Source organism: Ideonella azotifigens, from assembly GCF_021043325.1.
GTDB lineage: Bacteria > Pseudomonadota > Gammaproteobacteria > Burkholderiales > Burkholderiaceae_C > Ideonella > Ideonella azotifigens.
In genome coordinates this window covers 1-2,716 of sequence record NZ_JAJNKD010000040.1, presented here as the reverse complement: position 1 = coordinate 2,716, position 2,716 = coordinate 1, and the positions used below count along the sequence as shown (strand labels likewise).

Annotated in this window: 1 protein-coding gene and 2 pseudogenes; all 3 read right to left on the bottom strand. The window is 54.1% G+C overall.

Translation table 11 applies throughout. The features are described 5' to 3' along the window. Positions 1-644: pseudogene (locus LRH25_RS32420) on the bottom strand (RHS repeat domain-containing protein); the annotation flags it as partial. Positions 645-1,478: 834 nt separating this feature from the next. Beyond that, positions 1,479-1,988, bottom strand: a pseudogene (locus LRH25_RS33330) (DUF6531 domain-containing protein); the annotation flags it as partial. A gap of 515 nt (positions 1,989-2,503) precedes the next feature. After that, positions 2,504-2,716: RHS repeat domain-containing protein (locus LRH25_RS32415; protein ID WP_231013272.1), on the bottom strand; the 213-nt coding region annotated here is incomplete at its 5' end.

Below are 2,716 nucleotides of genomic sequence, written 5' to 3'. Positions count from 1 at the left end.
GTGGCGTAGTAGTCGTAGCTCGTCACCAGCCCGGTGCCACCGCCGGCCGGGGTCTGGGTGAGCTTGCTCAGCCAGCCGCGCAGGTGGTATTCCCGACTCTCGGTGCTGCCGTTGGGCAGCACGGTGGTGAGGACCTGGCCGAGCTTGTTGTACTCGGTGTACTGGGTCCTGAGCGGGCTGGCGGTGCTGGGGCCCTGGGTCACGGTCTTGAGGTCCCCCAGGGTGTGGCCGCGGGCGGCTGCGCCTTCGCCGGTGAAGCTGGTGGCATCCCAATACTTGTACGTCGTGCGCTTGCCGCGCGGGTCGGTCTCAATCTGCATCTGCCCATACACGTTGTACGTGTAGCTCCAGCTGCGCCGCTCGGTCACCGTGGCGGCGAAGCCGACGTTGCCCAGCGTGTCGGTGGTGGCCTCTTCATAGCGCCGGCAGACCACGGCGATCTTGCTGCCGTCGGGCAGCAGGGGTGCGTCGGGGGCGCACACCGGTGTATCGCCAGCGATGGGGTCCGGCAGGCCGTTGTAGACCGTGGTGGTGATCAGGTTGGGCTCGGCCACGCGGGTCTGCAGGTTCCACACCGGATGCCACTGCGTCGTTACCTTGCGCTGCGGTGCTGTGGCGCTTGAGACCACGCTGTAGCTGGCCACGTCCGCTGGACACGCAGTTGCTCCGCTCAGGCCTTCGATTCGGGCCGTCTCCAGGTTGCGGCTCGTGTTGTATGCAAAGCAAGACCTGTTTCCTCCAAAGTCCACCTTGTTCGTCACATTCGAGTTTGCATCGTAGCTTTGGCTGCTGACATTGGCGCTGCATCCGCTGCCTCCTGGTCGGCTTTGCCCACCAAGTAGTGATCGACCATTCACTTTGGAATAGCTAAGTCGTAATTCCTGCGCGAGTGGGTCTGTAACAATTATATCTCCGGAACCCGATACACGCTTGTCAACTATGGCCCAGTCGTCAATATCACGAGGCGCACTGGTTGCAATCGACATCCCACTGCTTGAATATTTTGTACCAAACGAAGCACCCTCCTCATCGTTTACTTGAGTAAGTAGCAGAGGACCTTTTCCGCCCATATCAGCGTACCCATATGACCGGCCAGATCCGTCCGCGTAATTGACGGAGGATAGCACCCCCCTCGGAGATAGCACACCATAATCAACAAGGGAATCATCCGGCAACGAAACTGAATCCAGATAGCTATACATGACGCCATCCCCATCATCTAATTTGTAATAATGAAACAACAAACTTCTACCAAACCCATCGACAATGCTTGATATCTCACCGGAGTTGGTATAGTTCAATGTTGCATTCAAACCAGCTGATCCAACTATCTTTTGGAGTTTTCCAGTTGGATCATAAATCTCGAATAAGTTATCGCCTGATCTGAATAGAAAATCTCCGCTTGCAAGCTGAGTAAGCGCTGTTTTTCCTGGCACGACCGGAACGAGGTCGTTGCCAATTTTTGCAAAGCTCACAGACTTGGAGTCCTCTCGAAAAACTGTGACTTGGTCGCCATCAAATCCAATATAGCTTTGAAAGCCAAATCGCCAGTTCGGCATAAGTCTGCCTAATGTATATGCCCCCATAGCGCCCCCATCGAATCTGGGGGAACTTACATATGTCCGCCTTAATTGAAGAAATGCATTTGGCTCAGACCAATCCACCTCCGTTTGAAATTTTGTGCCGGTTGCGGTTATTGGATCGCCAAACGCTGGACAGGACTGCTCTACGGGAATATAGCAAATGGCATAGTCTACTAAATCCGTGTCATGTCCGAGGTTGCCATAATCCCAGTCCCATTTAATCGTCCCTGGCGCACATTGGTCAATACGAGGAATATTAAATCGCGCACTATATTCACCTTGGATAGGGTAAGTTACCCTGATGGATCCATTTTGGCACCAATTTATACTTTCACCGAAATAATACTCCCCACTCTGGTAGACATAGAAGTCTGATGCAGCGCTTGGGACGTCAGAGCCGCGCATGACAGTTTGCAATGGCTTGCCGTCGGTACCCGAACATTGGGAGTAGACTGATCGATAGCTTAATAGGCTTTTTGCAGTTTCCTCACTAATCGCGGTCTCAAGCGGCTTAATAATGGAGGCTTTTCGTGGCCCCGCCGTAACATTTCGCACCCATCCAATCCATTGATGGGATACATCCCCGGAATAAGTTCCTGGGATTGGGCGTTGGCAGTCATAGAGTTGTCCATCGCTAGTGCAACTCCAGGCGATCGCACTTTGCGGGATGATCCAAACACTAGCAATAAACGTCGCAAGCGCGAGATAATTCCGATCTACTACCGCGCTGCCAAATTGCGTTGAACCTTTGCGGTAAATAAATCTCATTCGACAAAGTAGTCGGGAAATATCTGAACCCGCAGTAAACCGTAGATTTTTTGTAGATTTAAGGTCACCGTCTGCATGTGATCCTGTTGAGCATGCGGCTCGCCAGTACGTGTTTGTCATGGGTTTCCTCCGCATGTGATTGTTGGGGCGGCTCATTGCAGACCGGAGACGCTCTGCATGCGTCCGAGTGCGTCGTAGCTGCGCGTGACCGTCTTGACAAGGGTCCTGGTGGCCACGTCGGTGCCCTTGTAGTAGCTCTCGCTGGTCCGGTTGCCGGCGTTGTCGAGTTCGTAGTGCTCGCTGTTGCCGTCCGAGCTGCTCACGTCGGTGAGGCGGTGCGCGTCGTCGTAGGTGTTGAGGGTCCA